This window comes from Mycolicibacterium neoaurum ATCC 25795 (assembly GCF_000691525.1).
GTDB classification, from domain to species: domain Bacteria; phylum Actinomycetota; class Actinomycetes; order Mycobacteriales; family Mycobacteriaceae; genus Mycobacterium; species Mycobacterium neoaurum.
Genome location: NZ_JMDW01000002.1, coordinates 112,112 through 136,724, shown reverse-complemented (window position 1 = coordinate 136,724; position 24,613 = coordinate 112,112). Strand labels below are relative to the sequence as shown.

At 65.7% G+C, this 24,613-nt stretch carries 21 protein-coding genes and 1 pseudogene; 9 read left to right on the top strand and 13 right to left on the bottom strand.

The genetic code is table 11. From position 1 onward, the window contains the following. Positions 1 to 130 precede the first annotated feature (130 nt). From IC40_RS0101365 to dnaA, 5 genes are all read right to left on the bottom strand, one after another. Positions 131 to 691: a DUF721 family protein gene (locus IC40_RS0101365; RefSeq protein WP_030132985.1), complete on the bottom strand. Its 561-nt coding sequence runs from the start codon at positions 689 to 691 to the stop codon at positions 131 to 133. Further along, positions 688 to 1,848, bottom strand: coding sequence for a DNA replication/repair protein RecF (gene recF / locus IC40_RS0101360; protein ID WP_030132984.1), 1,161 nt, complete (start codon positions 1,846 to 1,848; stop codon positions 688 to 690). The genes IC40_RS0101365 and recF overlap by 4 nt, the downstream gene beginning before the upstream one ends. Positions 1,849 to 1,850: 2 nt before the next feature. Then, the gene (gene gnd, locus IC40_RS0101355) at positions 1,851 to 2,774 is read right to left on the bottom strand and encodes a phosphogluconate dehydrogenase (NAD(+)-dependent, decarboxylating) (protein WP_267880944.1); all 924 of its coding nucleotides are present in this window, start codon (positions 2,772 to 2,774) and stop codon (positions 1,851 to 1,853) included. Next, positions 2,767 to 3,960, bottom strand: a complete 1,194-nt coding sequence (gene dnaN / locus IC40_RS0101350; protein WP_191293452.1) for a DNA polymerase III subunit beta — start codon at positions 3,958 to 3,960, stop codon at positions 2,767 to 2,769. The genes gnd and dnaN overlap by 8 nt, the downstream gene beginning before the upstream one ends. A gap of 592 nt (positions 3,961 to 4,552) precedes the next feature. Continuing rightward, positions 4,553 to 6,040, bottom strand: a complete 1,488-nt coding sequence (gene dnaA, locus IC40_RS0101345; protein WP_030132981.1) for a chromosomal replication initiator protein DnaA — start codon at positions 6,038 to 6,040, stop codon at positions 4,553 to 4,555. Positions 6,041 to 6,634: 594 nt separating this feature from the next. Between dnaA and rpmH the strand changes: the two genes are divergently transcribed. The 9 genes and pseudogenes from rpmH to IC40_RS0101300 all read left to right on the top strand — a co-directional run bounded on the left by rpmH (position 6,635) and on the right by IC40_RS0101300 (position 13,852). Then, complete coding sequence (gene rpmH, locus IC40_RS27045; RefSeq protein WP_073695092.1) at positions 6,635 to 6,778, top strand: 50S ribosomal protein L34; 144 nt, start codon at positions 6,635 to 6,637, stop codon at positions 6,776 to 6,778. Between the two features lie 21 nt (positions 6,779 to 6,799). Then, positions 6,800 to 7,177: a ribonuclease P protein component gene (rnpA, locus tag IC40_RS0101335; RefSeq protein WP_030132980.1), complete on the top strand. Its 378-nt coding sequence runs from the start codon at positions 6,800 to 6,802 to the stop codon at positions 7,175 to 7,177. Positions 7,178 to 7,227: 50 nt separating this feature from the next. Beyond that, positions 7,228 to 7,458, top strand: coding sequence for a membrane protein insertion efficiency factor YidD (gene yidD / locus IC40_RS0101330; protein WP_234411556.1), 231 nt, complete (start codon positions 7,228 to 7,230; stop codon positions 7,456 to 7,458). Next, positions 7,451 to 8,395 (top strand): annotated as a pseudogene (yidC, locus tag IC40_RS28515) (membrane protein insertase YidC); the annotation flags it as partial. The gene yidD and the pseudogene yidC, both read left to right, overlap by 8 nt. Before the next feature lie 1,223 nt (positions 8,396 to 9,618). Next, positions 9,619 to 10,170, top strand: coding sequence for a Jag family protein (locus IC40_RS0101320; protein ID WP_030132977.1), 552 nt, complete (start codon positions 9,619 to 9,621; stop codon positions 10,168 to 10,170). 67 nt (positions 10,171 to 10,237) lie between these two features. Next, positions 10,238 to 10,930: a 16S rRNA (guanine(527)-N(7))-methyltransferase RsmG gene (gene rsmG, locus IC40_RS0101315; protein ID WP_030132976.1), complete on the top strand. Its 693-nt coding sequence runs from the start codon at positions 10,238 to 10,240 to the stop codon at positions 10,928 to 10,930. After that, positions 10,927 to 11,850, top strand: a complete 924-nt coding sequence (locus IC40_RS0101310) for a ParA family protein (RefSeq protein ID WP_030132975.1) — start codon at positions 10,927 to 10,929, stop codon at positions 11,848 to 11,850. Before rsmG ends, IC40_RS0101310 begins: the two co-directional genes overlap by 4 nt. Positions 11,851 to 11,890: 40 nt before the next feature. After that, entirely contained in the window at positions 11,891 to 12,895 is a 1,005-nt protein-coding gene (locus IC40_RS0101305) for a ParB/RepB/Spo0J family partition protein (RefSeq protein WP_030132974.1), read from the top strand. 213 nt (positions 12,896 to 13,108) lie between these two features. After that, positions 13,109 to 13,852 carry a hypothetical protein gene (locus IC40_RS0101300; protein WP_030132973.1) on the top strand — a complete coding sequence of 248 codons (744 nt, stop codon included), beginning with the start codon at positions 13,109 to 13,111 and terminating at the stop codon, positions 13,850 to 13,852. A 34-nt stretch (positions 13,853 to 13,886) separates the two neighbouring features. Here IC40_RS0101300 and IC40_RS0101295 read toward each other — a convergent pair whose 3' ends face one another. The 8 genes from IC40_RS0101295 to IC40_RS0101260 all read right to left on the bottom strand — a co-directional run bounded on the left by IC40_RS0101295 (position 13,887) and on the right by IC40_RS0101260 (position 24,544). Then, entirely contained in the window at positions 13,887 to 15,080 is a 1,194-nt protein-coding gene (locus tag IC40_RS0101295; protein WP_030132972.1) for an N-acetylmuramoyl-L-alanine amidase, read from the bottom strand. A gap of 126 nt (positions 15,081 to 15,206) precedes the next feature. Next, positions 15,207 to 15,542, bottom strand: a complete 336-nt coding sequence (gene trxA / locus IC40_RS0101290; protein ID WP_030132971.1) for a thioredoxin — start codon at positions 15,540 to 15,542, stop codon at positions 15,207 to 15,209. Positions 15,543 to 15,551: 9 nt separating this feature from the next. After that, a complete protein-coding gene (gene trxB / locus IC40_RS0101285) occupies positions 15,552 to 16,514 on the bottom strand; it encodes a thioredoxin-disulfide reductase (protein ID WP_030132970.1) in 963 nt (320 codons plus the stop codon). A gap of 48 nt (positions 16,515 to 16,562) precedes the next feature. Continuing rightward, complete coding sequence (locus tag IC40_RS0101280; RefSeq protein WP_051644244.1) at positions 16,563 to 17,213, bottom strand: hypothetical protein; 651 nt, start codon at positions 17,211 to 17,213, stop codon at positions 16,563 to 16,565. Positions 17,214 to 17,220: 7 nt separating this feature from the next. After that, positions 17,221 to 17,781, bottom strand: coding sequence for an RNA polymerase sigma factor SigM (gene sigM, locus IC40_RS0101275; RefSeq protein ID WP_030132968.1), 561 nt, complete (start codon positions 17,779 to 17,781; stop codon positions 17,221 to 17,223). A gap of 99 nt (positions 17,782 to 17,880) precedes the next feature. Next, complete coding sequence (gene murJ / locus IC40_RS0101270) at positions 17,881 to 21,393, bottom strand: murein biosynthesis integral membrane protein MurJ (RefSeq protein ID WP_030132967.1); 3,513 nt, start codon at positions 21,391 to 21,393, stop codon at positions 17,881 to 17,883. Continuing rightward, positions 21,390 to 23,765, bottom strand: a complete 2,376-nt coding sequence (locus IC40_RS0101265) for a hypothetical protein (RefSeq protein ID WP_030132966.1) — start codon at positions 23,763 to 23,765, stop codon at positions 21,390 to 21,392. Before IC40_RS0101265 ends, murJ begins: the two co-directional genes overlap by 4 nt. After that, positions 23,762 to 24,544, bottom strand: a complete 783-nt coding sequence (locus tag IC40_RS0101260) for an NUDIX hydrolase (protein WP_030132965.1) — start codon at positions 24,542 to 24,544, stop codon at positions 23,762 to 23,764. Before IC40_RS0101260 ends, IC40_RS0101265 begins: the two co-directional genes overlap by 4 nt. Positions 24,545 to 24,613 lie beyond the last annotated feature (69 nt).

Sequence of the window (24,613 nt, the reverse complement as noted above, 5' to 3'; positions counted from 1 at the left end):
AAAGTCAGGACGCTCCAGACCCTTGATTTCCGGCGTCTCGACGTTCTCAGTCGACGGTGTCGAGCGTGCGCGAACTCGGCCGGAAGACCGCGTGCCGGGCCGCAGACACGCACACTCGCCGGGTAGGGGACTAGCCGTAGGTGTCGCGGGGGCCGCGACCCGGCACGTTGAGCTTGCCTTTCCGCCAGGACGGGGCGGTCGGGCCCTGAATCTTCAACGATGTGACGATCCCGTCGCCGACCGCCGCGGCGATCTTGGCCAACAACTGGGCCTGCACCATGCGTAACTGCGTCGCCCAGGCCGTCGACTCGGCCGACACCGTCAGCACACCGTCGCGTAGGCCGGTCGGGATCGCATGATCGGCGATCTGATCTCCGACCACCGTCGTCCATTGGCCCAGCACCGCACCCTCGGCCACCTGTCTCGTCCAACCCCTCGAGCGGGCCAGATCGCGCGTCGCGGCACTGAAGGTCTGGGGGTCGCGCGCATCTGGGCCAGGTCCTGACCATCGGCGACGCCCGGTCCCGGCCGGTCTGCGGGCGGCCGGCGCGGTGCGCCCGCGGCCGACATCCTTGCCCTGGCTACGTGCGGCGCCGCGGGCCTCCTCCAGGGCCCGGCGCACCATGTCCATGCCCGGCAAGCCCTCGAGGTGCTCCGGCGGGCCATCTGCGCGATCGTCCTGGTGGTTCACGTGATCACCTCCGACACTCGGCCCCCATCGGCATCGCGCATGGTCACTTCCACCCGACGGACATCCCAGTCCGCCGGGAGATCCTCTGGGACAGCAGCTGTGACCAATACCTGCTCGGCCGAGCCGGCCACTTTGGCCAGTGCCTGCCTGCGCGCGCTGTCGAGTTCGGCGAAGACGTCATCGAGCAACAACACCGGATCGGTGCCGTCGGATCGCAACAACTCATACGACGCCAACCGCAAACCCAATGCCATCGACCATGATTCACCGTGGCTGGCGAAACCCTTGGCCGGCTGATCGCCGAGTCGCAGCTCGAGGTCATCGCGGTGCGGACCGACCAGACAGACACCCCGTTCGAGTTCCGCGCCGCGCTTACGACCGCACTCCTCCAGCAGTGCGGCCTCATAGACCGACGGGTCGACGGTGCCGTTGCCTGCTTCGATCTCGACACCGTCGATGCTGCTGCGGTAGCCGATGGCCGCCGGGCGCGATGCCGGGGCCAACAACTGATAGGCCTTCTCCACCTCGGGTCCGAGCTGGTTGACCAGATCGACGCGCGCCGAGATCAACTGTGCGCCATGCGAAGCCAGGTGACCATCCCAGATCTCCAGGGTGTCCAGGACGCTGGTGTCACCGCGGTGGCGAGCCGGGCCCGCGGTTTTGAGCAGGGCGGTGCGCTGGCGGAGCACCTTGTCATAATCTGCGCGTACACCCGCAATGCGCGGGCGCAGCGAGGTCGCCACCTCGTCGAGAAATCGACGTCGCTCCGATGGGTCGCCGCGCACCAATGCCAGATCTTCCGGTGCGAACAACACGGCGCGCAGCACTCCGAGGATCTCACGCGGGCTGCGCACCGGTGATCGGTTCAACCTCGCCTTGTTGGCGCGGCCGGTGGTCACCTCGAGATCGACGGCCAACTCCCGACCATCGTTGACCACCACGGTCGACACCACGGCGCGGTCTGCGCCGGCCCGGATGAGCGGTGCGTCGGTCGACACACGATGTGAACCCAGGGTGGCCGAGTACCACAGGGCTTCAACAAGATTGGTCTTACCGAAACCATTGGGTGCGACAAACACCGTGTGGCCGGGCTCCAGGTCGAGCTCGACCCGCGGCCACGACCTGAAGTCAGTCAATCCCAGGTGACGTACGTACAAAATTATCCGGATTCCGAGATGCGCTTGACCGCATGTCCACCGAACTGATTACGCAGTGCGGCAACGGCTTTCATGGTCGGAGAATCATCTTGACGCGACAGGAACCGGGCGAACAAGGATGCCGCGATACTGGGCACCGGAACACGAAGGCGGATCGCTTCCTCCACCGTCCAGCGTCCCTCGCCCGAATCATCGGTGTACCCGCTGATATTGGCCAGCGCGGGATCTTCCTTGAGCGCCTTGGCCAGCAGCTGCTGCAGCCACGAGCGGACCACGGTGCCGTTGGTCCAGGCCTGGTAGACCGCCTGCGGATCGCGCACCAGGTCCTCGGCAGCCAGCATCTCGTAACCCTCGGCATAGGCCGTCATCAAGGCGTACTCCACGCCGTTGTGCACCATCTTGGTGAAGTGACCGGCACCGACGGGCCCGGCGTGGACGAATCCGTCGGGGAGCGCACCCGCCGGGCGCAGGGTGTCGAAGATCGGCATGGCACGCGCGATATCGTCGTCGCTGCCGCCGACCATCAATCCGTAGCCTTCGGTCAGGCCCCAGATGCCGCCCGAGACACCCGCATCGATGAAAGATATTCCTTTCTGGCCCAACAGATCTGCGTGCGGCCGATCCTCGGTGTACCGGGAATTTCCCCCGTCGATCACCAGGTCACCGGGAGCGAGCACATCGGCGAGCTCGGCGACCGTCTGCCGAGTGACCTCGCCGGAGGGCACCATGACCCACACCGTGCGCGGTGCGGCCAACGACTCGGCCAGAGCCTCCAGGGTGGGGACATCGGTGACCTCGGGTCGGGGATCGAACCCGATGACCTCGTGGCCCCCGGCACGCAGGCGTTCCCGCATGTTGAAGCCCATCTTGCCGAGACCGATCAAGCCCAGCTGCATCGCACGTACCTCCTCGGGCCGGTCAGCCAGGGAGCCGCACCGGCATCAACAAATAGACGTAGTCGGTCTGAGCCGCCGGGAACGGACCGGTGGCGTCGACGTCGTTTCCAGTGTCCCCCGCCGGCCGCAATACTGCGGGACGGCTCGGTGTCGTGAAACCGAACGTCACCCGCTCCGAATGCAGCGAGCCGAGCCCATCGGTCAGATAGGTCGGGTTGAAGGCGATGGTCAGCGGTTCACCGGCGAACTCCACCTGCAGGTCTTCTTCGGCGCGGCCGACATCATCGGCGCCGGCGGACAGTCGCAGGCCATCGGGGCTGAATTCCATCCTGACCTGGGCACCGCGGTCGGCGACCAGGGCCACACGCTTGATCGCCTCGGTCAGTTCGGCCACCCCGACGGTCGCGATCGCGGTGTGCTCGGCCGGTAGCAGCTGACGGAATTTGGGGAACTCGGCGTCGAGGAGTCGAGTCGTGGTGCGCTTGCCGTTACTGCGAATACCGAGCAAACCCTCTTTGCCCACGGCCGCGCCGGCACCCAACGCAAGGTGCACCTCGGTGCCGTCGGTGCCGGTCTTGGCGGCCTCCGACAGCGTCTTCGCCGGCACCAGCACCGCAGCTTCGACCCCGGCCGAGTCCGTCGACCAGGTCAGCTCGCGGACGGCCAGTCGGAACCGGTCGGTGGCCGCCAAAACGACCTTGTCGCCGGAAATTTCGACGCGGATACCGGTCAGCATGGGCAGTGTGTCGTCACGGCCGGCGGCGACCGCGACCTGACTGATCGCCTGGCCGAACAGGTCGGCGGAGACCACACCGGTCTCGTCGGGCAGCGCCGGCAGCGAGGGGTAATCCTCGACGGCCATGGTGGGCAGGGAGAATCGGGCGCTACCGCAGGTCAGAGCCACCCGAGTGCCCTCGACCGTGACATCGACCGGCTTGGCCGGCAACGACCGGGTGATATCGGAGAGCAATCGACCGGACACCAAAACGCTTCCAGGAGAAGCGATTTCAGCGGCGACCCGCACCTCCGCGGAGGTCTCGTAGTCGTAACCGGAGATGGTCAGGCCGTCATCGGAGCCGGTCAGCAGCACACCGGCCAGTACCGGAACGGTCGGTCGGCTCGGCAGACTGCGGGCGACCCATGCCACGGCGTCGGCGAAATCCTCGCGTACCAGACGGAACTTCAAATCGGTGAGACCAACATTCGTCGTCACCACGTCCATAACGTCCCTTCGATCTACCGCGTCAAACGAGCATCAACCAGCGGATTCCCCGTGTACCCACCGAGCGTAGTCGCGATCTGACCCGCGATCGCAGGAGGGCGTATCGAATCACCACCGTAGAGCGTCGGCGGCGAACTTGAAAGTGATTCGCTCACCGCCGAGGGGGACTGCGCGACCCTCGAGAAGGTGGGTGTTGATGCTTTGTCCCCACCAGCCTGTTTTTAGAAGAAGAATCTCTAGAGATACAAGCAACAGTATTAGGGGCTGTGCATTCTGTGGATGAATGCCAACAGATGCTGGTCATCGGGCTCGAGCACGTGTGGGCAGATTGTGGAGGATCGGCGGGGTCGGCAGTGGAGGAATGTGGAGAACACGTCGGGTGTGTAGTGGACGGTGGGTTGCCACCAGGTTTCTCCCAAGTTGTCCACAGGTGCGTCCACATCGTTCGGTTGTGATTCGGCGGGCAGATGTGACAGAAGTTTTTCAGATGTCGGCGACCCGCCACGGCGTTTCGTGCGCGTGTCGTAGGTACCCCAAAGATCGCCGCTGACACGGCGATGGGTGTGAAGGGGTGTGAAGGACGCAATCAGCGCTTGGAGCGCTGCCGGATCCGGGTGGTGAGTTCCTTGACGTGATCGAAGATTTCGCGTCGTTCGGCCATGCCGTCGCGAATCTTGCGTTCGGCGTACATGACGGTGGTGTGGTCACGGCCGAATGCTTCGCCGATGCGCGGCAGGGAGAGGTCGGTGAGTTCACGGCACAGGTACATGGCGATCTGCCGGGCCTGTGCCAGCGCACGGGTCTTACCGGGGCCCCGCAGCTCCTCGACCGATGTCTCGAAGTACTCGGCGGTGGCCGCCATGATCGTGGCGGTGCTGATCTGCATGGTGCCTGCATCGGCGATCAGATCGCGCAGGACGATCTCGGCCAGCGATTTGTCGATCGTGGTCTTGCTCAGCGAGGCGAATGCCGTCACCCGGATCAGGGCGCCCTCGAGCTCGCGGATATTGCGTTCGATGCGGCTGGCGATGAGTTCCAGGACGTCATCGGGCACGTCGAGGCGGTCCATCTGCGCCTTCTTGCGCAGGATCGCGATCCGGGTCTCCAGCTCGGGGGGCTGGACGTCGGTGATCAGACCCCATTCGAAACGAGTCCGGAGGCGGTCCTCGAGCGTCGCGAGCTGCTTGGGCGATCGATCCGAGGAGATGACGATCTGCTTGTTCGCATTGTGCAGCGTGTTGAAGGTGTGGAAGAACTCTTCCTGGATGCCGTCTTTACCCTCGATGAACTGGATGTCGTCGACCAGCAGGATGTCGACATCGCGATAGCTGCGCTTGAACGACGCCTTGCGGTCATCGCGCAGCGAGTTGATGAAGTCGTTGGTGAATTCCTCGGTGGAGACGTACTTCACCCGCATACCGGGGAAGAGACGTTGGGCATAGTTGCCCGCGGCGTGCAGTAGATGGGTCTTGCCCAACCCTGACTCACCCCAGATGAACAGCGGGTTGTAGGCGCGTGCCGGTGCTTCGGAAATCGCGAGCGTCGCGGCGTGGGCGAACCGGTTGGACGACCCGATCACGAATGTCTCGAACGTGTAGCGCCGATTCAGCGTCACCGAGTTCGCGGCCTCCGGTGCGGGGCTCTGCGATCGGTTGAAGAACGTCGGCCAGCTGGCTTCGGCGCTTTGGATCGCGGCCAGATCGTCGTCGACCTCTTCGGTGTCGGCTGCATCCTGCGCGGCCTCGGTCTCGGCGTCATCGTCCGGCGGGGGAGTGGCGATGCGGACACCGAGTTCGACGCGTTGTCCGAGTTGGCGACTGAGCGCCTCGACGATCGGCTCGCGAAGTCCGCGCTCGATCTCGTTCTGGACGAATGCCGTCGGCACCGACAGCAGGGCGAAACCTTCGGTGATGACCAGCGGCCGTACCAGCTTCAGCCAGGCCCGCTGCTGTGCGGTCAGGCTGGATTCCCGGGGCCCGCCGTTGACGGTTTCACCGAATGGGGTTTCGCCGTTGAGTTCGGCGACGACGTTGTTCCACACCGTGACGAAGGAGGAGTCTGGGTCCGCGGTCAACGACGCCTACCCCCTTTTTCGGCTTCCTCGGGACTTCCCGGGGGCGACAGTAACAAACCATCCACATAGTTATCCACAGCCTGTGGAAAGCGAGCATCGGCTGCTGTCGCGCTATGTTGCGGCGTGGAGGCCTGGTGTCGGAGCTCGGCACAATTCCGGTCAGTCGGTTTGTGGGCTCGCGGCCGGTGGTCATCCTCGCTCTGTGTCAGGCGCCGCCTCAGGTACGAAACGGCTTTGGCAGAAGCTAACAGTTTTCTCTCGGAGTGCCAACCGTTCGGCAACATTGCTCGCGCGATCTGTTCAGCCCGTGGATCGTCAGGGGCAGATGTGGCTTCTGTGTTGGTTGATACGCAGTTCGGGGGCGGTGGTGGCGGGTCCGAGCAGGTTTGACCCAGACAATTCTCGTCAGTACCCTCGAACAGTCGCCCACACGTGGCGATACGGCCGGGTTCAAGCCCTCGAAGCGATTCAGGGCGGCGCCGCGGCTAAGTACGCAAGATCGATGAGCTTACCAACGGTGCTTAGGTCTTCGTCCGCCATGACATCCATGGGGGTCGTCGATGTCGGCACCAGACTGAACGAGGAGAGACAGCCGTGGCCAAGGGCAAGCGGACTTTTCAGCCGAACAACCGCCGCCGGGCCCGTGTGCACGGATTCCGGTTGCGGATGCGGACGCGCGCGGGTCGCGCGATCGTCTCGGCACGCCGCGGCAAGGGTCGTCGCTCTCTCACTGCGTGATTCGACGCAGGGTCTGCGGCGGTGCTTCCGGCCCAGTACCGGATGACACGGTCCACGGATTTCGGTGTCACGGTGCGGCAAGGTGTCCGGGCGGCCCAGCCTGATCTGGTTGTGCACGCCTGGCGCGACGCGGCCGGCGACGAGAAGGTCGTTGGCCCGAAGATAGGTCTGGTGGTGTCCAAATCGGTGGGGACGGCGGTGCAACGGCACCGTGTCGCGCGCCGATTGCGGCATGCCGCCTATCGCATTCTCTGCGACGGTCAGTCAGGTCTTGGCACTGCCGACCGCGTGGTCATCCGCGCATTACCGGGTAGCCGTGACGCGCGCTCGGAGCGCCTGGAGACAGAACTGCGTTCGGCGTTGACACGCACCCACATGTTGCAGCAGGCCCGATCGTGACGGGGCTGGCGGCGAGGTGCGTGATTTTCGTGATTCAGCTGTACCGCACGATGATTTCGCCGTTGCGGCTGCCATCGTGCCGGTTCACCCCCACCTGTAGCGAGTACGCGGTGGATGCCTTGACCGAGTGGGGTCTGATCCGCGGAAGCTGGCTTGCTGTCGTCCGGCTTGCGAAGTGCGGTCCATGGCATCGCGGAGGATGGGACCCGATACCCGAGCGCGGCGAGAAGGCCGGCGATAAGACTTCGGAAGAAGTCGTCAGGAGCGATTCTGTTGTTTAACTGGTTCAGCCTCGACATCATCTATTACCCGGTGTCGGCGATCATGTGGGTCTGGTACAAAGCGTTCGCTTTCCTGCTGGGGCCGTCGAACTTCTTCGCCTGGGCGCTGTCGGTGATGTTCCTCGTCTTCACCCTTCGCGCGATCTTGTACAAGCCGTTCGTCAAGCAGATCCGCACCACGCGGCAGATGCAGGAGTTGCAGCCGCAGATCAAGGCTCTGCAGAAGAAGTACGGCAAGGACCGGCAGCGCATGGCGCTGGAGATGCAGAAGCTCCAGAAAGAGCACGGTTTCAATCCGATCCTTGGCTGTCTGCCGATGCTGGCGCAGGTCCCGGTCTTCATCGGCCTGTTCCATGTGCTTCGGTCGTTCAACCGCACCCAGGGTGGTTTCGGTCAGATCCAGCTGTCCGTGGAACAGAACCGGGCCACCGGCAACTATGTGTTCAGCCCGACCGATGTCGCGCACTTCCTGGACGCCAACCTGTTCGGCGCTCCGCTGGGCGCCACCATGATCCAGAAGACCGGTCTGGACGCGTTCACCGAATTCAGTCGGGTGGCTGTCATCGGGGTGGGCGTGCCGATCATGATCCTGGCGGGTATCGCCACCTACTTCAACAGCCGGGCGTCCATCGCGCGGCAGAGTCCGGAAGCGGCCGCCAATCCGCAGACCGCGCTGATGAACAAGCTCGCGCTGTACGTGTTCCCGCTCGGCGTCGTCGTCGGCGGTCCGTTCCTGCCGTTGGCCGTGATCCTGTACTGGTTCGCCAACAACATTTGGACCTTCGGTCAGCAGCATGTGGTGTTCGGCAAGATCGAGAAGGAAGAGGAAGCCAAGAAGGCCCTCGAAGTAAACCGAACGAAAGAGCTCGGTCCGGATCCTGGAGTGAAGCCTGTTCCGAAGAATCTAGAACCGATCAAGGCATTCACCGAAGCGGTGTTTACCTGGGGTAGTGGTGATAAGGCGAGGTCCCTTGAGCTTGCCCAGCAGGCCTGGAAGATTCGAGCACAGATAAAACCGGACGATGCGAAGGTAACCCGCCGCATTGATGATCAGCTTTACACTGCGGCCGGAGGCATCATTCCAGTGATGGCCAAGTGGCTCGGTGACCGTGTACCCAAGAGGACGGACCAACTCGCCTATTTCCAATCGGGTGCCCGGCTGATTCGTAAGGAATTGACACAGCAGTCTCCCTTAGATGATTTCTGTAGCTATTTCGAAATGCGAGGCAAGGAGTGGAAACTCCTAGCGGAGTTAGGAAAAAATGACGAACTGGTCGAGGAATCAGATGTGGATCTACAAATCCTTGAGTGGATGAGTCGTGCACGGTACGTAGGCTCCGAGGAGCGAAATCAGGCTGATTGCTTGGAACGTACCTTAGAGGGTTGGGTTCTGTATGTGCGGACTGCGGTCGGTGAAGCGAACTATAGACTGAAGAGATACGACCGGGCACGCGAGCATGCCCGCGTCGGATTGAAAGTCATCGACGGCTGGACTCCCGAACAACGAGAGAAGTGCTCGGTTTCATACAATTTTGATGGCTATCGTGCTGCCGCAGATTGGGTAGAAGCTCGACTTTTACTCATGTCATCAGCTAGGTCCGAATCCATGACGAAGCAGTTCTACGCGACACGGATCAATGTACTTGAGGGACGTCGTAGGGCCGCGGACTCCACTAGAGCCGTGGAGCTCTTGTCAAAGTCCCTGAGGGACGTGCGTGAAAGCACCGGCGCCGAATCGGTTGCTACCAAGCAGGTATCACTTGCTTATAGAGCTTCTCTTCAACAAGTCGCAAATCTGTATTCGCGTTATCTGCGAAACTTCGTAATCGACGAAGTGACGTCTACGGCCATCGCCGAAGCAACGGAGGCAGGCGTTGATCTCCTTGAACGTGCCGTCGATAGTTCCATCAGGGAGGGCAGCGAGGAAGTTGTGGCGGGTCTGTCCGCCTACCGGGAGATGCAGGACTCCACAGCGCCGATAGACGAGCTTTTGGCGCGCCGAATGGAGAGCAAAACGCAGCCCGCTCGCCCTGTAGTAAAGCAGGCTCCATCCGCACGTAAGTCGCAGCGGAAGCGCAAGAATTAGAAGCCAAGCCGAGAGAGCCGATGAAACCGGAAACAGACTCCGGTGGCGGCCACGGCGAAGTAAGGAGAAGCGATATGACTGACGCAGAAACTGCCGACCGCACCGACGAGGTGTCCGTCGAGTCCGAGTCCGAGAACGTTCCCGAACCGGGGGAGGACGATCTGGAGGACCGGCTCGTCGCGGAGGGTGAGATCGCCGGTGACTATCTGGAGGAGCTCTTGGACCTCTTGGATTTCGACGGCGATATCGATCTGGATGTCGAGGGCGACCGTGCCGTGGTGAGCATCGACGGCGGTAACGATCTGAACAAGTTGGTGGGACGCAAGGGTGAGGTGCTCGACGCACTCCAGGAGTTGACCCGGCTCGCCGTTCATCAGAAGACCGGTGAGCGCAGCCGGCTGATGCTGGACATCGCTCGGTGGCGCCGGCGTCGTCGCGACGAACTGGCAGCGCTCGGTGACAAGATCGCCCGCCGGGTGGTTGAGTCCGGTCAGCGCGAGGAGTTGTCGCCGATGACGCCGTTCGAGCGCAAGATCGTTCACGACGCGGTGGCGGCGGTCGACGGTGTGCGCAGTGAGAGTGAGGGCGCCGAGCCGTCACGTCGCGTGGTCGTGCTGCCGGCGTAGGCCGAGTTACACGGATGTAGTTCTAGCGACAAGGTTCAGGGCCGTCGGCCTGGGGCACGACCGGAGGATGTTTCACGTGAAACATGGTGAATTGAGTCCGGCGCCTCAGGCGGCGGCTCTTTGCTTTGGCGACCGGGTAGATATCGCCGAGCGGTATGGGCAGATCCTCGCCGGGGCGGGAATCGAGCGCGGATTGATCGGACCCGCCGAGGTGGACCGGCTGTGGGAACGGCACATCCTCAACAGTGCCGCAATGACCGAGCTTCTCGGCGAAGGGGAGCGGGTTGCCGATATCGGCAGCGGGGCGGGTCTGCCCGGAATTCCGTTGGCGATCGCGCGTCCGGATCTCCGTGTGACTTTGGTCGAGCCACTGCTGCGCCGCAGTGAGTTTCTGCGCGAGGCTATCGCGGAGTTGAGTCTCGATGTCGAGGTCGTCCGGGGTCGCGCAGAGGACAAGGTGATTCGTGCCGAGGCGGGGGACATGGATGCGGTCGTGTCCCGTGCGGTGGCGCCGCTGGACAAGTTGTCGCGGTGGAGTATCCCGCTGTTGCGTGTCGGCGGTCGAATGTTGGCACTGAAGGGTGAGCGGGCCGCCGACGAGGTCGAGCAGCATCGGCGGACGTTGAGTTCGCTTGGTGCTTCAGAGGTAAGGGTGGTGAGATGTGGCGTGGACTTTTTGAATCCACCCGCCACCGTGGTCGAAGCACGGCGCGGAGTGGTGGACAGTCGGACGGGGCGACCCGGCAGGAGGAAGCGATGACGGGCCAGCGTGATGTTTCACGTGAAACATGGACGGCTGAACCCGAGGCTTGGCCGACCATCGACACTCCGATAGCAGCCGAGGCAGAGCGCGCCAGTCGGCTGCTGCACAACCGGGAGCGCGGATTGCCGCGCCCCGCCCGCCAGCGGGTTTTCACCATCGCCAATCAGAAGGGCGGCGTCGGCAAGACCACGACGGCAGTCAATGTTGCCGCGGCGCTGGCCCGTCAGGGCTTACAGGTGTTGGTGATCGATCTCGATCCTCAGGGCAACGCGAGCACAGCCCTGGGCATCGAACATCGCCAGGGCACACCGTCGTCCTACGAGGTGTTGATCGGCGAGATCCCCCTCGCCGACGCGCTGCAGCGCAGCCCCCATAACGACAAGCTGTACTGCGTGCCGGCCACCATCGACCTGGCGGGTGCCGAGATCGAATTGGTCAGTATGGTCGCGCGAGAAGGCCGGCTGCGGTCGGCGCTCGCCGCTTTGCGCGATCACAGCTTCGATTACGTCTTCATCGATTGCCCGCCCTCGCTGGGCCTGCTCACCATCAACGCCCTCGTCGCCGCGCCAGAGGTGCTCATCCCGATTCAGTGCGAGTACTACGCACTGGAAGGCGTGGGACAGCTGCTCCGCAATATCGAGATGGTCAAGTCGCATCTCAATCCCGAACTGGATGTCACGACCGTTGTGCTGACCATGTACGACGGTCGTACCCGATTGGCCGACCAGGTGGCCGAGGATGTCCGGGCGCACTTCGGCGACAAGGTGCTGCGGACGGTGATCCCGCGCAGCGTGAAGGTGTCGGAGGCACCCGGGTACGGAATGACGATCCTCGACTATGACCCGGGCTCACGGGGAGCGATGAGCTATCTCGATGCGAGCCGCGAGATCGCCGAGCGCGGGCGATCGGCCAAGTGATCCACGTAGTTCCCGAGCAGAAGATCAGCAGGAGAGGTCGATGAACCAGGCGAAGAAGCGCAGCGGACTGGGACGCGGACTGGCGTCGTTGATCCCGACCGGCCCCGGTGAGGGCGAGGCGCTGGGTGCTCCGCGGATCGGGGACAGCGCTGCCGACGTCCTGATGGGGGGCGCGCCGAAGACCGCCGCACCGTCGCCGACGGCTGCCGAGGCAGCGGCCGTGGCGGAGTTCGGTGCGGTGTACCGAGAGATCGATCCGAAGTCCATCGATCCGAACCCGCGCCAGCCGCGGCAGGTCTTCGACGAAGAGGCGCTTTCGGAGCTGATCCACTCCATCAAGGAGTTCGGCGTCATGCAGCCGATCGTGGTGCGCGCGATGCCGGCAGTGGACGGCGCGACGCGCTATCAGCTGGTGATGGGGGAGCGGCGGTGGAGGGCATCCCAGGAGGCCGGACTGACCGCGATCCCGGCGATCGTTCGGGAGACCGCGGATGACAGCATGCTCCGCGACGCGCTGCTGGAGAACATCCACCGCGCTCAGCTGAATCCCTTGGAAGAGGCAGCCGCCTACCAACAGCTTCTCGATGAGTTCGGTGTCACCCATGACGAGCTGGCATCGCGGATCGGTCGGTCGCGTCCACTGATCTCGAACATGATTCGACTCCTGCGCCTGCCGATCGCCGTCCAGCGCAGGGTGGCTGCAGGTGTGCTTTCCGCCGGGCACGCCAGGGCGCTACTGGCTCTCGAGGGTGGACCCGAGCAGCAAGAAGAACTCGCCGCGCGGATCGTGGCCGAGGGCTTGTCGGTGCGGGCGACCGAGGAAGCCGTCACCTTGGCGAACCGCAACGGTCCGGCCGAACCCCCGGCACCGCGGCGCAAGCCCATCCAGATGCCGGGTCTGCAGGATGTCGCCGAACAGCTGTCGACGGCGTTCGACACGCGGGTGACCGTGAGTCTGGGCAAACGCAAGGGCAAGATCGTGGTCGAGTTCGGCTCCGTCGATGATTTGCAGCGCATCGTCGAGCTGATGAACTCCGCCAAGTAATGATGGGGCCGATTTCGCGCTGTCTTTCCATGACCGGTGACAAGGGCGAATTACGTCACTGTGACACTGGCCGGCCGGGCATCCGAGGGATAGCGTCCTCATCGCGGAGATCGAATGTGTAGCAACGGATTTGGCGCAGCACATCGAATCGGTGGCTTTTCTCCTATCCTGGAGGTCCGTGCGCTCTCCAGAATCGAAGGGTGAGGACTCGAAGTGTCAGCGCGAATCAGCTCGCTTCGGCTCGAGGCGTTCGATCAGTTACCCAAACATGCGCGACGCTGTGTGTTCTGGGAGGTCGACCCCTCGACGGTGCAGGGTGAGGACCATCTGGCCGACCCGGAGTTCGAGAAAGAAGCATGGCTGTCGATGGTCATGCTGGAATGGGGTTCTTGCGCCCAGGTGGCGTTGGTCGGACCGGATGCACCCGGCGAGCAGGACGCCGCGGCGCTGACCGTCGAGGCACCGTGCTCGGGCTATGCCTTTTACGCACCGCCGGGGGCGGTACCGCGCGCTGCTCGATTCCCCACCGGACCGGTGAGCGCGGACGCGGTCTTGTTGACCTCGCTGGGTGTCGACTCGACCGACGACGGGGATGATTTGTCCCGGGCATTGGTGGCGGCGGTCGCGGCCGACTTGATCCGGCGCGGCGTGCGCGCCCTCGAGGCGTTCGGACGGACGACTCTGGCCGACGAGCTGTGCGCGGGCGGCGCGACAGCCGAGCTGGCAACGGTGATCGAGGCGTTGGGTGACTGTTCGGCCGGACAGTGCATCGTGTCGGCGGAGTTTCTCAGTGCAGCGGGTTTCGAGGTCGTTGCACCCCATCCGTACTTCCCGCGCTTGCGCCTCGAACTCGAGCAGGGATTGGGCTGGAAGGCCGATGTGGAGGCAGCGCTAGAACGGCTGCTGGAAAGTGCCCGCCTGCAGGCGCCGGTCGGTGCCGGCGCTGCCGTCTGCTGAGCGGCGTCGCTCGAGGAAGTTGCGGCCGGAGAGGTCAGCTGGGGGCGACGCGGCCGGCCTCGACCGACAGCTCGTGGGCCAGTAGTTCGGCAAAGGTGAACGTCCCGGTCGGGCGATCATCCTTCCCGAGCAGATAGAGGCGCTTCACCGCGGCCAACATACCCTCGGCGATGGCATCACGAGATGCGGCTGACGACAACAGCGTTCGATCGTGTGTGTTGGTCACATAGCCGAGATCGACCTGCACGGTGGGCATCCGGGTCAGCCGGAGCAGGTCCCAGGTACGTCCGTGCACACGACAATCACGGGATCCGGTGCGCGCCACGAGCTCTCGCTGGATGAAATCTGCGAGATTGCGGCCGATGGTGGAGACCGAGCCATGCGAGTTACCGAAGTGGAAGGAGGCGACGCCGCTGGCTGTCGCACTGGTGTGGGTGGTGCAGCGCAGGCTGATCATCAGATCTGCACCCACCGTGTTGGCGGTGGCCGCCCGTTCGGCATCCGATGGGCTGCTGTTGGCCGAACGCGACAAGAAGGTGTCCATTCCGATGGCAGTCATCCTGCCCTCGAGTCGGCTGGCCAGATCCCACAGGATGTCGGCCTCGCTGATCGGACCCTCGGGACCTTGGATGATGGCACCCAGATCACTGCCGCCGCGGCCCGGATCGATGATGACCCGCTTTCCGGACAGCCGCGGACCCGAGCGGCGCACCAGCTCCTCCTCGCGGATGGCGTGTGGCGAACCGCCGGTGACCCGGGAGCCGAGGAAGTACAGCGATCGCAGCGTCTCCGGGCCACATATCCCATCCGGGAACAGGCCATACTCCCGCTGGAAGAACATCAGCGCGTTGTGCGTCTGCAACCCGAAATGGCCGTCGACCAGGCCGGTGTAGAAGCCGAGATCCTGCAGTCTGGCCTGCAGGGTCGCCACATCGTCGCCGTACATCGGTGCGCCGAACTGATGGGACAGCGTACGCGCGCCCAGCTGATAGGAAGCCTCGCGCAGGGCACGGGCGGTGGCTTCACCAACCAGGCCGTCGACCAGCAGACCCCGGTGCTGCTGGAAAGCGCGCACGGCACGGTCGAGCTCGTCATCGAACAGATCGGCGACGATATGCTTGCCGGTGGTCGGCTCGGCATCGGGGTGCTCGAGCATGTTCAAGCCGGCCAGTGCCGCCCTGATCTCGACGACCGCACTTCCGCGGTCGCCGCGACGCAGTATCGACATTCCTGGCCTTCCCGACATTGAGTACCCCCACCCGAACCGACGGCAATGGCACTCCGGATAGACAGCATTGTCTCAGATGACGCTTAAAATCCGGAAAACCTCGGCGTGTGATGCGCCGAACCGGCCTCAGGTGAGATCGTCGGCGATCTCGCGCAGCAGCGCCGCCTTACCCTTGGCGCCGACGATCCGTTTGACCGGCTGACCGTCCTTGAACAAGATCATCGTCGGGATCGACACGACCTGGAAGTCACGGGCGGTCTCGGGGTTTGCGTCGACGTCGAGCTTGGCGACGGTGAGCTCGCCGGACTTCTCCGCGGCGATCTCCTCGAGCACGGGGGCGACCATCTTGCACGGGCCGCACCAGGTTGCCCAGAAGTCGACCAACACCGGGGTGGAGCTGGACAGCACGTCCTGCTTGAACGAATCGTCGGTGACCGCAACGGTCGCGGAGTTCTCAGCCATGAACTTCTCCTAATCTTCGGTGGGAGCGGGGAATTCGGTGAGCCAGCGCTCTGTGTCGATGGCCGCCGAACAGCCGGAGCCCGCGGCGGTGATGGCCTGGCGGTAGGTGTGGTCCACCAGATCGCCTGCGGCGAAGACACCTTCGATCGACGTCGCGGTGCTGCGACCGATCACCTTGACGTAACCGTCCTCATCGAGGTCGACCTGACCCTTGACCAGATCCGAGCGCGGGATGTGCCCGATTGCGACGAACACACCGGACACGGCGAGCTTGGACTCTTCACCGGTTACCGTGTCGCGCAACCGAATTCCGGTGACCTTGGGGTCACCCTCGATCTCTTCGACGGCGGTGTTGGTCAGGATGGTGATCTTCTCGTTGGCCTGGGCGCGCTCGAGCATGATCTTGGATGCCCGGAACTCGTCCCGGCGATGGATCAGCGTCACACTGCGGGCGAACTTGGTCAGGAAGATGGCTTCTTCCATCGCCGAGTCGCCGCCGCCGATCACGGCGATGTCCTGCTCGCGGAAGAAGAACCCATCGCAGGTGGCGCACGTACTCACACCGAGGCCGATGCGCTCCTGCTCGCCCGGGATCCCGAGCTGGCGGGCCGCGGCACCCATGGCCAAGATCACCGATTTGGCGCGGAACGTCTCATCGCCGACGGTCACCGTCTTGACCGGACCGCTGAGGTCCACCGAATCGACATCTTCCATGCGCAGGTCGGCACCGAAGCGCAGCGCCTGCTCGCGCATCTCCTCCATCAGGTTCGGCCCGGTGATGCCCTCCCGGAAGCCGGGGTAGTTCTCGACCTCGGTGGTGGTCATCAGCGCACCGCCGAAGGAAATGCCCTCGAACACCAACGGCTTCAACTGTGCGCGGGCGGTGTACACCGCCGCGGTGTACCCGGCCGGGCCGGATCCGATGATGATCACGTCGTGGATGGGGGACGTGTCCTCAGAAGTGGTGGACATCGTGTATATCCCAGCCTTTCTGCCGCATAAGCGGCGTGAGTTCAAACATCAGCGTAGGCCGCGGTGTTCCCGACCGGCATGTGAGGGCCGCGGCAGCACCGAACTCGTCAGCAACGCCGGGTCCGTGGCGGGACATCCGGCTGCCACCACGACCGCGACCATCTCCTCCGGCGTGGATCCGGGCAGCACCAGCAGCACCCCAGCGGGCACCGGTTGGGCGCCGAGGATGGGCGTATCGGCCGGGCGGCCTAGCCTGGTCAGGCAGGCCGATGTGTCCTTCAGCGGACCCAGCACCGGCGGGCGGATCAGCAGGGCTTCGATGGCCTGGGCCGGCAACGGCAGGTCCGACGGTGTGGACTGCTCGATGACGTGCCGTGCCGTCGTGTAATCCGCCCGAGCTCCGGTGCCCGGCCCAGGCTCGGTGCCGGTGAGTGCCAGGCTGCCCAGGACGACCGCGACGATGACCGCGACGCCGGCCGCGAGCAGACCGACGAACAGCCACGTGCCTCGGCGCACCGGCGGACGGTCGGCATGCCGCAACGGGCCACCATCGGCAGGTACGACGCGGTGGTGCCCACGCAGTGCCGCGACGACAGCAGCGGTCACGTCCGGCGGCGGGGCGGGCGCCGGTGCCTCGGCGAGATCGGCGAGCTCACGGCGGACCTTGGCGATGGTCGCGTCATCGGGCTCCGTGGGCACCGTTCCATCATCGCGCCATCGGTGCGCTCAGGTGGGCCAGGGTGGTCGCGAGTTTGGACCGACCGCGCGCACACCGACTCTTGACGGTGCCCTCCGGCACACCGAGCATGGCGGCTGTCTCGGCCACCGAGAATCCCTGCATATCGACCGCGACGATGGCCGCCCGCTGGTCGATGGGCAGCCGCAGCAACGCGTTCTCCACCACGATCGCCGTGTCCAATGCCGGGATGGGGTCCGGGGCGTGGCCGGCGAGATCCGGATCCAACGGCGCCGTGGGACGCGCCCTGTGCCGTCGCAAGCGGTCCAGGCAGGCGTTCACCACGATTCGGCGCAACCAGCTCTTCACGGTGCAGTCGTGGCGGAACCGAGCGGCCGCGCAATGTGCCGAGAGCATCGCTTCCTGCAACGCGTCGCGGGCATCGTCCGGACAGCGGGTCGTGATCCGCGCCAGTCGGTACAGCTGAGGCTCGTAGCGGTGGAACAGCTGCTCGAAGGCGAATCGGTCCCCGGCCAGGTGCGCGCTGAGCAGCTGTTCGTCGGTGCGGTCGTCTGCCGTGATATCCCCCACAGCCGAACACTAGATTCCGCTGCCGCAACCACCGGGCACCTCTTTGCCGCGACCGCCTGAACTGCGCGGATGTCGAGAACAGGCTGGGGATAACTTCGTTCAGGAGCGGGCGCTGACCGTCACCTCGGAGATATCGGTGCGACTCTTGCCGTCCACCGTGCCCAGCGTCGAGATCCACACCAACACATACGACGTCGGTGCCGCTTCGGGCACGTCGATGGTGTTGGAGCCCTTCTTCAGCGGGGTCGGCGCAGTCAGCTCCTTGGTATCGGCCAACGAGGCCGGGTTGGCCGTCTCGGCCGAGCGGATCTGCACCGAGGTGCCCACGCTGGAGACGTTGACCGTGACCGATCCGATATCGGTGGGCTTGGGCAACTGCAGCATCAGGCCGACACCGTTCTTGAAGCCGGGGAAGGGCACCGGATCGGAGTAGGTGTCGGTCGGCCACGCGGTCGCGGGGTTCCCGTCGATGGCCAGACCGGCCTCGTTGGGCGCGTCGGCGCCGCCCTCGGGGGAGAAGACGGTGGCCCGGACCGGTTTGACCGTGCCGGTGTCGGACTGGGCCGTCGTGCTGGTGGGGTTGTTCAGGCCGAGCTCGTCGCGATTGATCCCGCCGCCCACGTCACCGAAGATCCGGCTGAGCACGGTGGCCAGCAGGACGAAGACGAGCACCACCACGACACCGCCTACGGCGAGTCCGATGATGAGGCCTTTACGACGCCGTGCGGCGGCGTCCGGGTCGGTATTGGCGGCACCGGAACGCGCGGATCGATCGCCCGGTGACTCGTCCAGCGGCGCGATGTATTCGGTGCGATCAGCGACCGCGGTGGCCTGCTGCAGCAGATTCAGCAGCGTCGGTGCACTGCGGATACCACCGTTCTCCTGTACCGCACGGGCGGCCGCCGCAGAGATCTGGAAGGGAATGTCCGGATTGACCGTCTGCGGTTCGACGGGTTGGCCGACCGCATCGAGATCGGCGGGCTCCAGGCCACTGGCGGTACCGGTTTGCGGTAACGGCCACCGGTTGATCAGCAGGGCGTACAAGGCTGCACCGACACCGCGGATATCGCTCTCGGGATTGGCGTCGGGCAGTGTCGCGGGGAAGGCCAGCGCGACATCGCCCTCGATGCTGACCCGGATGCGGCCCGGATCGTCGACCGACAGCGCGACGCCCGAGCGGTGTGCGATCTCGGCCGCCCCGGCCAGTGATTGGATGGCCCGCGCCCCGCCGATCGGGGAGGGGGAGGTCTCGGCGACCTCGGTCAGCGAACCGCCGCGGATCCACTCCGAGATCACCAGGCCGCCGGATCCGGACCGGGTGACGTCCAAGATCCGGGCCAGCCCGGGACTGTCGATCGACGACAGCCGTTGTGTCCTGGTCAGGATGTCCTGCAAATCGGACTCGGGCAGGGTGCCGTCGGGATCGACGAAGGTCAGCGCGACCTGCCGGTCGAGGGCGGTGTCCAGGGCATGCCAGAACCGGAGCTTGTCGGTCCCGCCGTGGGAGACCAGCAATCGGTAGCGCCCGCCGATGATCGTCGCGCCGGGGATCAGGTGCAGTTCCTCACCGAGCGCGGCCTCGGCTGGGCCCTCGCGCGGCGGGTCGAAGGCAAGCGGCTCCCGACTGGGATCGCCGCCGTAGTCGGCCGGTGGCCGCGCGGTGAAACCGCCGGTATCGGGCGCAAACGCATCAGCTTTGCCCTGCAACGGAATCCGAGTGGTGGCGCCGGTTTCGGATTCGGCTCCGGCGTCTGGCGCAGACCCGCTGCCGGGCGTATCGCTCACCGATGGTCCTTTCCGAGTGTGGCTCGTGGCAATCTGTGCCTGCGGTGCATACCGGCGGGCTGCCGGGGGGCGGCCGGGCCGCATCGGATGCGAATTGCTCCGATCAGGATACGGGACCGTTCGGCGGTCGTGACCAGCATCGGCCCCGGTCGTGCGCCCGGAGGCCGACGCCGTGCGGCCCCGGAGTCGGGCCTGCACCGCGGCAACCGCCGATACCGCGTCGGGCACCTTGGCCCACCACAGCACCGCGCCGATGATCGGACCCATGATCAGGCCGATCACCATCAACCGCAGCAGCGATCCCGCGCCACCGCCGTGTTCGGTCAGGGCCTGCAGACCGAGAAGCTTGTCGGCGACGTGGGCCAGCAGGCCGGCGAGCATCGACGCCGCAATAGTCACCAGGATGGTGCGCACCACCTCGATGCTGATCATCCGGCCGCCGCTGCCGGCGGGGATGAGGTTGGCGCGCAGCACCACATATCCCACGGTGGCACCGGCCAGGAACCCGAGGCCGTTGGCCAGCCCCAGGTACCCGGCGACCATGCCCGGGTCGGTGACCAGATGCGGCACCGCCACCGACGTCACGATCTTCACCGCGGTGATCACCAGGATCAGCACGATCGGCGTCCACGGTTGTTGACGCGCGTAGAAGACTCGAAGTTGCAGCAGCACCAGGGAATAGGGGATCAGGGTGAACGAGGACAGCGTGATCGCCATGCCCAGATAGCCGGCGTCGGTGTCACCGAAGTTGCCGTAGGCGAACAACGCGCTGCCGATCGCCGGCCCGCCGACGGTCATCACCGCGACCACCGGGATCAGGGTCAGCATGGTGAGTCGGGTGGCCAGGTTCAGATCGGCGAGCACGGCCGGTCCGTCCTCGGATGCGGCGTTACGCGACAGCCGCGGCATCACCACGGTGAGCACCGTCACGCCGATGATGCCGAACGGCAGCTGTAACACCAGCCAGGTGTAGTTGTAGATGGCCGGGCCGGATGCCGATGCCGCACTGGCGATCTGGTTACCGACGATCAGGCCGACCTGACTGATCAGGACGTAGAGCACCATCGCCAGCGCCATCATCCCGAAAGTCTTGAGCCGGTCGTCGATGCCCCAGAGCGGTTTCATGCTGATCCGCTCGGCCCGTAATGCGACGAACACGACCGCGGCCTGGGCGACCACGCCCAGGGTGGTCCCGATACCCAGCACCAGCAACTTGGCATTGCCCATTTCCACCGGGTTCACCGAGAGCTCGCCCGGGACAAGGAGATAGAGACCGATGGTGGCGATGGCGACCACGTTGTTGACCACCGGCGCCCACGCCGGGGGACCGAAGATGTTGCGGGTGTTCAGAATTGCCATGAATACCGAGGACAGCCCGTAGAAGATGATCTGGGGCAGCAGCAGATAGGCGAACGCGGTGGTCAGCGGACGGTTCACCAGCGGTTCCGAACCGAGCATCAGGTCGGTCAGCAGCGGGGCCGCCAGGGTGGAGGAGATGGTGGCCAGCAGCAGCACCAGCGTCGCCAGCGTGAGCAACCTGCGGATGAATGCCGTTCCACCGTCGGGGTCCTCGCGCTCGGCGCGGGCAAGCACCGGAACGAAGATCGCGGTGAAGGTCGCTTCGAGGACCAGCGCGGCGATCAGGTTGGGCAGCTGGTTTGCCACCGAGAAGGCGCTCAGCAGCGGCCCACCGAGGATGATGGCCAGCAGCACCATCCGCGCGAAGCCGGTGAGCCTGCTGATCAGCGTTGCCAGTGCCATCGCCCACGACCTGGAGACCACGGCCGAGTCCGACAATTCCTTACGGGTGCCCTGCGCGGCGCTCATCGGGTCCGCTCCGGGCGCCCGGTGTCTTCGGCGGTGTGGGCCAACGCGGTGTCCAACGGGTCGGGTCTGCGCGGTTCCCTGGTTGGCGGCACCAAGTCCGCCCGGTCGGGCTCGCCCCGGAAACGGTGCCACAGGCGGCGACCGACCAGCAGTGCCAGGATCAGCCCTCCGGTCAGGGTGATGAAGAACAGCACCTTGCCGTAGGCGTTGGAATGCACCGACAACCGCACCGGGTCGCCGAGTGCCATACCGTCGGCGGTGGTCAGGGCGACGTCCACGGCGAAGCGCTGGGTGAAGTGCACCTCGATGGGCACCCGCACCGGCAGGAAACCCGGCGGCAGTTCTATCTCCCCGGGATCGGTCACCGTCATCCCCGGCGGCGCGTCGATGCGCAGCCGAACCCGGATCGGGACGGGCAGATCGTTGCGCAGCGCCAGCGGCAGCGGACTGCGCTCGGTGGCCAGCGTGTAGGAGCCACCGGGGTTGACCACGGTGACCGCGCCGAACAGGTCCGCCACGGTACGGCTGACCGTCGAAAGACGTTGCTGGGCGGCACCGTTGCGCGATTGCGCCGGTATCGACTGGCTCACGGCGCGCAACATGTCCTCACGTAGGGGAGCGGTGTACTGGTTTCCGGTCAGGCCGGTGCGTTCGTCGACGGTCAACGCCGCGGTCAGCCCCCACAGCCTGCCGGTAACCGCGCCGATCCCGGAGGTCACCCCATTGTCGAAGGTGCCCGCGGCATCCCCGGACCATGACGGGGGAGCGCTGGAATCGAATGGTGCCAGCGCGGGTGTCTCCTGGAGCACCACCGGTAGCGGTCGCGGGACGGCCAGACCGGCCCTGATGGCGGTGGCGACCGCGGTCAGCACGCTCTGGGCCTCCTCGGGGTTGAGGTCCCATGTCAACGGCGGAACGACGAGCTGGGATCGTCCCTGCGCCTCGGGTCGCAGGCCACGCCACTGCAGCGCGCCGAGCGCGTCCTGCAGGCGGGCCGCCCGTGAGTCGTGGTCCAGCGGGATGTCCAGTCCGGTGTCCAGATAGGTCGGTGTGCGGGGGGTGGCCCCGACTCCGGCCAGCGCGGCGCCCAGCGCGGGATCGAACGGTGCGACCACCACCTGCTGGGCGTAGCGCTGCGGTGAGATGTCGGTCGGGCCGCTGTCTTCCGGGGTCAGGGCACCGGCCGAGACCGCGACGGTCGGGTTCTGTCCGGCCAGCAATGACACCGCACCGTCGGTCAGCGGGCCGTCGCCGATCAGGGTCGCCCCGCGCACCGAACGCACGCCGAGGATCTGGTCGACGATATCGGCGGCCGCACCGGTGGCGACGGTGTTCAGTCCGCGATCGCCGACCCGATGCAGCGCGTCCAGGTCGGCCTGTGCGTAAACCGTCGGCGTGACGCACAGACGCTGGGCCAGCGCCTTGAGCCGGTTGAGCCAACCGACGGCCGCGTCCTGGCCGGTACCGGGACGTGTCGGGGCGTTGAGACCTCCGGCCGGATCGTCGCTGACGACGTAACCGGCCGTCATCGCGTTGACGGTGATCAGCAGGTCGGGATCGACGGCCAGACAGACCGCCGCGCGGACGGCACCGTCGGCGTCGACCGGTGCGCTGGTGGCGAAATCGGCCGCCGAGAGCAGGGTGTCCAGCCGTCCGCCCGGCGCAAGGGAGGTGGCCAGGTCGTCGTCGAGCAGCCGCACGGGTGTGGTGCCGCCGGGGATGCCTGCGGCCAGCCGGGGTCGGTCGGCCAGTGGCCACAGCACGGTCGTGGCCACCGGCCGTGAGGTATCCGGGGCGACCACCGCCGACAGACCCTGGCTTCCCGGGTCGTCACCGCTGACGGGGTCGGGCGGTACGCCCAGCACCGGCAGCAGCAGACGCGCATCGTCGAGGCGGGCCGGGGCGCCGTAGTCGGGGGTGCCGTTGACGTTGACCAGCAGGGGATAGACGCCGGGCTGGTCGATCTGCAAGGTCGGTTCCCCGGCTCCGCGGACCGGATAGGACAGCGTGAACGGGACCTGCTGTCCGCGTTGCAGCTCGCCGGAGACCGTGATGAACGGCCCGACCGGGGTGTACTGATCGAGATTGCCCGTCAGGTTCGTCCGCAGCCCCGCCGATCCGGTGACCGCGGCGGCGTGCTCGAGGCGGACGACGACATCACGGACCGGCCGATCGCCGGTGTTGCGGACGGTTCCGGCAACGGTGACCACCGAACCGCTGGTGGTGGTGACGGTGTCGGGGCTGACGCGGTCGATGTGCAACTGCAGGAACGTCGTCTCGCCGGGCTGGGCGGCCGCCGGAACAGGGCCGGCGAACAGCAGGACGAGGAGTGCGGCGACGAGGACGCGAAGGAGCACCCTCGCCTGTCTCATTGGCCGGGTCCGCAACCGTTCGCCCGCCGCGGTGGCGACTCCTCCGGGCGACGGTTGCGGGTGTGCGAATGGGTCTGGGGGCGGCGCCTAGGAGCGCTGGGTGGCAGCGGCGGCAGGGCGTCCTCACCGTCGCTGTGCAGCTTGTCGATGAGCTCGCCGGCGACCACCGCCAGACGTCGTTCGTCGGCGTAGGCCAGCCTGGCGGGCAGATCACGCAGCGGGACCCAGGCCACCTCGGTGACCTCCATGTCCTCGTCGGAGAGGTCGCCGCCGAGGAAACGCATCAGGTAATGGTGCACGGTCTTGTGGACGCGCCGGCCCTCGGTCACGAACCAGTAGTCGATGCTGCCCAGTGCGGCCAACACGCTGCCCTGGATCCCGGTCTCCTCGGCGACCTCACGGATTGCGGTCTGCTCGGCGGTCTCACCGACCTCGATATGCCCCTTCGGCAGTGACCACAACATCCGACCGCGTCGGTCGACCCGGCCGATCAACGCCGCCACCTGCGTCTCTTTGGGGCCGTCGATACCGTCGATGACCAGCCCGCCCGCCGAGGTCTCGTGCACGGTGCGCAGCCGGTCGGGGGCTCTGCGGTCGGGACGGGGCCTGCGATTCTGGCCGGGTTTGGCCTGTTTGGGTTCCCCGTTGGCGGTCGGTGCCGCCGCGCCGTTGCTCGTGGTCGAGCCCGGTTGCACATCACCAGCGGGCGGACCGGCAGCCCGGCGACCGCGGCGACGCCCTCGGCGCCGTCGCGGTTTGGCCTGCTCGCCGTCCGACACCCAAGCGATGATAGTTGCCGTCGGTTCACCTGATCGCCACACGCGCCTGTCGTGGCCGGGCTGTCGCCG